We start from the raw sequence: 4,958 nt of genomic DNA, 5'->3' as shown, positions 1-4,958 counted from the left end.
CTCTTGTTTCATCTGTCGAAAGAATTCTTAAAGAATTTGGAGATAATTATGTAATTAATTTTGCTTAACTACTTAATTGATTTCCCAGCAGTTAGACAGAATGCTGTCACTTACCCTCTGTCTCCGAGATTATACTGAGCTCAGTTGCGATCGCATAACATCAATTCACCCATTTCAGTTAACCGATTCCACATTCAGCGCAAATGGCTGTAGACTGTAGAGCGAGCAAATTTTATCACCAAATTATGCCAGGGTGTGTTTCAATAGCTAACTCACCATTCAAAACTATGACATTACGCATCATTCCCCGCAGTTGGCAGCGATCGATTAAAACTCTTTTCCCGCTTCTGTTTGCCCTCTCATTCATTATAGTATTGCTGGCGAACAACTTCATTCCGGCGATCGCCCAGGAACCCCGCCAGGAAATTCGCGGCGTTTGGATGACGACAAACGACAAAGACATCCTCAGAGATCGTCGCAAACTAGGAGATGCTGTCAGCAAACTAAAACGGTTAAATTTCAACACAATCTATCCCGTTGTCTGGAATTCTGGGTATGCAATGTATCCCAGCAATGTAGCGCAGCAAAGAGACATTCAACCCTTTGTTTACAGAGGGTTAGAAGGACAAGATATGATCGCCGATTTAATCGCTCAAGCTCACCGCCAAGGCCTGCTAGTAATTCCTTGGTTTGAGTTTGGTTTCATGGCTCCTCCCACCTCAGAATTAGCCTTAAATCATCCCGATTGGCTGACACAAAAACAGGACGGCAGCCAAACATCAAACGGTGCAGGTGGCGAAGTAGTTTGGCTCAATCCCTTTCATCCAGAAGTGCAGCAATTCATTACCCAACTCGTACTAGAAATCACCACTCAATATAACGCCGACGGCATTCAATTTGACGATCACATGAGTTTGCCGTCTGAATTTGGATACGATGAGTACACAATTGCTTTGTATACCAAAGAAACCAAAAAAGCTCCGCCCAAAGATTTTCAAAACCCAGCATGGGTGCAATGGCGAGCCAATAAAATTACCGCTTTTATGTCCCAGCTAAATCAAGCCGTCAAAGCAGTCAAACCCAATGCTATTTTCTCGATTTCTCCCAATTACTACGAGTTTGCTTACAAACATCACCTACAAGATTGGCTGGCTTGGGTGCGTTTGGATATTGCCGACGAGCTAATTGTGCAAGTGTACCGTCCCAATTTAGAATCATTTGTTGACAAGATTAACCGTCCAGAAATGCAAGAAGCACAGCAAAAGATTCCCACCGGAATTGGGATTATGACAGGTTTGAGAAATAGCCCAGTACCGATTCAGCAAATTAAATCTCAGGTGCAAGCAGTCCAAGAATATGGCTTAGGCGTCGCTTTCTTCTACTACGAAAGCTTGTGGGAATATGCACCAGAACCTATCGCAGTTCGACTTTCTCAATTTAGCGATTTCTTCCCCTCTTCTGCATTCCGAACAGCGCTACAAATACCCAGACGCGCGGCGACTTTCCCTCCACCTACGCCACCAAAACCCGACCCCAAAGCTAAGCCAGATCAACCTACCAAAAACAGCCCACCTTCGCCCTCGCCCACCACGTAAAAGAATTAAAGAGTCATCAGTCATTAGTCATTAGTTAGAAACCATTAATTCGGAGGGGCGGGTTTTACAACAATAAGGCTCTGAGGGGCTGGCTAGGAGTAAGGGCCCCCAAGAAAATCCACTCTTTGTGGAACAGGCATCTTGCCTGTTCCTAACAGAGGTGCAAGATGTCAGTTTAACCGGAGTTAATATAACAACCATCAATAAAAATGCAAACTAATCAAAAAAATTTACTGCCAAAAATGGGCTGCGGCACTTGGGCCTGGGGCAACCGGCTGCTTTGGGGCTACAATGAAAGTATGGACGACGAATTGCAAGCCGTTTTCAATCTTTGTGTTAGTAACGGCGTCACTTTATTTGATACCGGGGACTCTTACGGAACAGGGAAATTAAATGGACGTAGCGAACAGCTTTTGGGTCAATTTTCTCAACAATATCAAGGCGCAAATAAAGACAGTATTTGTATTGCGACAAAACTGGCTGCTTATCCTTGGAGACTGACGCGACAATCAATGATATCTGCTTGCAAAGCCTCTGCTTTGCGCCTCGGAAAAAATGTAGATTTGGTGCAAATGCACTGGTCTACAGCTAATTACGCTCCTTGGCAAGAGGGAGCTCTTTTAGATGGTTTGGCTGACCTTTACGAGCAAGGATTGGTCAAGGGAGTGGGTTTGTCTAATTACGGGCCGAAAAGGCTGAAATGGGTGCATCAAAGATTTAGCGATCGCCAAATTCCTATTGTTACTTTACAAGTGCAATATTCGCTACTTTCTACCTATCCGGTGACAGAACTCGGATTGAAAGACGTTTGCGATGAATTGGGGATAAAATTGATTGCTTACAGTCCTCTAGCCTTGGGGTTGCTGACGGGTAAATATTCCGAAAACGGCACTCTTCCTAAAGGTATCCGAGGTTTGGCGTGCAAGCAGCTACTTCCGGGAATGCGATCGCTTTTGGAATGTTTGCGAGAAATAGCAGCATTCAGAAACAAGACTGTTTCGCAGGTAGCAATCAACTGGTGCATCTGCAAAGAAACTATTCCCATTCCTGGGGCGAAATCTGCGGCACAGGCGAGGGATAATATTGGTGCTTTGGGGTGGGAGTTAGACTCCGGGGAGATTGCCGAATTGGATAAGGCGGCGGCAAGTGTAGATAAAAAAATGGTGCAGAATATCTTTCAAACTCGGTAATCATAGGTTCGTAGTTCAGTACCTATTACCCATTACCTATTTCGGCAAATTTCCCTTATTTCTGCTTCAGGATGAGTGACCAGGTAATCTTTTAGCCACAAGCAACCCCGCCCGATTAAATTATCTAGATCGAGTTCTAAATTCCACAACTTGATAGTATTGTCAATCCCAGCAGAAGCCAGTGTTTTGCCATCGGGACTAAACATAACGCTGGTAACACTGCCGAGGTGTCCTTCTAGGGTTGATATTTCTCGACTATTTTCTAGATTCCACACCCTCACATTACCCTCCTCACTAGAGGAAGCTAAAATCTTGCCATCGGGACTGAAACTAATATTAGTTACATCCGATAAATGTCCTTCTATGGTAAACAATAATCTGCCATTTTCGGCATTCCATAGTTTGACTTTACTGTCCGAACCACCAGAAGCTAACATTTTACCATTTGGACTAAAACTAATGGTATTTGCCCAACCGCTAGGAATCGATCGGGGCAACGCCAAAGGGATCTGGATCGATCGCGTTCCAGATAATCGGATCGAGAACAACTTAATCTCCGGCAAGGGCGCTGTTCTTCCCAGCACTGGCATCGAGATTTCCGGGTTCGCGGCGCGCAACAACCAAGTAATGGGCAATCGTATTGGCACTGATGTTACTGGTACTGTTGCGATCGGCAACTACGCTGGCATCAGCATCCGCCTAACGGAAATAGCGCCAGATTAACAATAATTCCGATTCCAGGTAAAAGTGCATACCGCATAGTATTTGTTTCTAATTCCTGTAAAAATACCTGATTATTTCCTAACCTATATTTTGCTGGCTTCTATTCATTGTCAATGATTTAGCCACCTGCCACTTTGTTTAAGGAATGAGAATTAAATAACTTACAATGCGTGATGGTTCTTGTGGGATGGGCGTCCCGCCCGTCCAGAAAGGGCGGGCGTCCCGCCCAACCCCTACACCCACAAACTTGTGTAAATTATTTAATTAGCGATCCTAAGTAAGTCATGCTATTTTGTAGATAAATTAAGTCATTACCTCTACCCCCCATCTTAATCTTAATTGAGTGGGTTGACCCCCAGGCGTAATATACTCAAACTCTTGAACTCTACCTTGAATTAATCCAAAAGTTCTTATATAACCAGTGTGTTTTTTCGCGTAGGTTACCACTGCAATATTCTCACAACCCTCAATTAATTGATTACTCATTCCTGTTAACATTTGCGTAGATGCCATTATATTCTCAACAAGCTGATCGCTTCCTTCCCTTAAGTTACCCAAAATAATTGTCAATTGAACAGAGCGTCCTGCTGGTGCGCCTTCCTGCCATTCGCGAGGAATTTGTTTCCCCTTAAACTCTACGGTCAGATAATTATTATTCTGAATTCTTGCTTTAACATTTTCTACTGCCGTTGCACAATAATTATTAGACTGTTTTACTTCCTGGCTAAGAGGTTTAGCTTGAGAAAGACTGGCTGATAGATAGAATATGGTAAATATCGCACTCAAAGCTAAAATTGTCTTGATAATTTTATTCATTGCTTTTGTCTTGATTAGAAATAGTATTTTTAGACTGTTAGTAAAGCGATCACGTGATTGAAATCCACTAAAGTACAAGTGATATTCCCCTAACGGATAGATTCTAGCCATTCTCTTAAACTGATAACATCGTATAAATTCCCAATGTTGCTAGATATTATGCTAAAATACCTAAAGCTTGTATATATTTATTCATCAATCGTAAGGATTCAGGTCTAAGATTGGGGAATCAGAGAAGGCATTAAAAAGTTACAAGAATGGGCAGATAGAGCATCACGGAAAAAAGCCATTGCGCTTTTAGCTTGAAACCGACAAGTCTGAATCACAGATAACAAATCAGCAGTTTGTTCAAACCGAAACATGGAGCGAGAACCGCCAGATACCTTTCCTCACGGCTCAACTGCTCAAATACTTTTATGTTTAGTGGTGATAACTCTTATTTTTCGCTCATCTGACTACATTACCATATTTCTAGGATCTCAATCAACTATTTTTCACCTTAATCCTTACGTAAGGACTTTAAACTTAAAGAGAGGACTAAAGTCCTCACTATAAACCTAAGTAGGTCGGCGCAAAAAAACCGAACTATGTTAAGATAAGTAAACAAAAAGAATATATCTACTGAGGTAACTCA

The 4,958-nt window shown here is 42.5% G+C and carries 5 protein-coding genes and 1 pseudogene; 3 read left to right on the top strand and 3 right to left on the bottom strand.

The genetic code is table 11. From position 1 onward, the window contains the following. Nucleotides 1-203: 203 nt before the first annotated feature. Nucleotides 204-1,595: a glycoside hydrolase family 10 protein gene (locus QUA83_RS29985; RefSeq protein ID WP_333297838.1), complete on the top strand. Its 1,392-nt coding sequence runs from the start codon at nt 204-206 to the stop codon at nt 1,593-1,595. Nucleotides 1,596-1,804: 209 nt separating this feature from the next. Continuing rightward, nucleotides 1,805-2,785, top strand: coding sequence for an aldo/keto reductase (locus QUA83_RS29980; protein WP_333297836.1), 981 nt, complete (start codon nt 1,805-1,807; stop codon nt 2,783-2,785). Between the two features lie 32 nt (nt 2,786-2,817). Here QUA83_RS29980 and QUA83_RS29975 read toward each other — a convergent pair whose 3' ends face one another. Then, nucleotides 2,818-3,333 (bottom strand): WD40 repeat domain-containing protein, encoded by a 516-nt coding sequence (locus QUA83_RS29975; RefSeq protein WP_445301831.1) that lies wholly within the window; start codon nt 3,331-3,333, stop codon nt 2,818-2,820. On the opposite strand from QUA83_RS29975, the gene QUA83_RS29970 reads away from it, so the two are divergent. Continuing rightward, on the top strand, nt 3,245-3,508 hold the full coding sequence (locus QUA83_RS29970; protein ID WP_333297832.1) for a hypothetical protein: 264 nt from the start codon (nt 3,245-3,247) through the stop codon (nt 3,506-3,508). The genes QUA83_RS29975 and QUA83_RS29970 overlap by 89 nt on opposite strands. Nucleotides 3,509-3,811: 303 nt before the next feature. Here QUA83_RS29970 and QUA83_RS29965 read toward each other — a convergent pair whose 3' ends face one another. Both QUA83_RS29965 and QUA83_RS29960 read right to left on the bottom strand, forming a co-directional pair. Then, complete coding sequence (locus tag QUA83_RS29965) at nt 3,812-4,324, bottom strand: hypothetical protein (protein WP_333297830.1); 513 nt, start codon at nt 4,322-4,324, stop codon at nt 3,812-3,814. A 215-nt stretch (nt 4,325-4,539) separates the two neighbouring features. Next, nucleotides 4,540-4,710, bottom strand: a pseudogene (locus QUA83_RS29960) (IS66 family transposase); the annotation flags it as partial. Nucleotides 4,711-4,958: the final 248 nt, after the last annotated feature.

Origin of the sequence: Microcoleus sp. K1-B1, assembly GCF_036704705.1 — a bacterium.
GTDB lineage: Bacteria > Cyanobacteriota > Cyanobacteriia > Cyanobacteriales > Microcoleaceae > Microcoleus.
The sequence above is the reverse complement of the archived record's forward strand: the minus strand, read 5'-3'. Positions and strand labels throughout refer to the sequence as shown.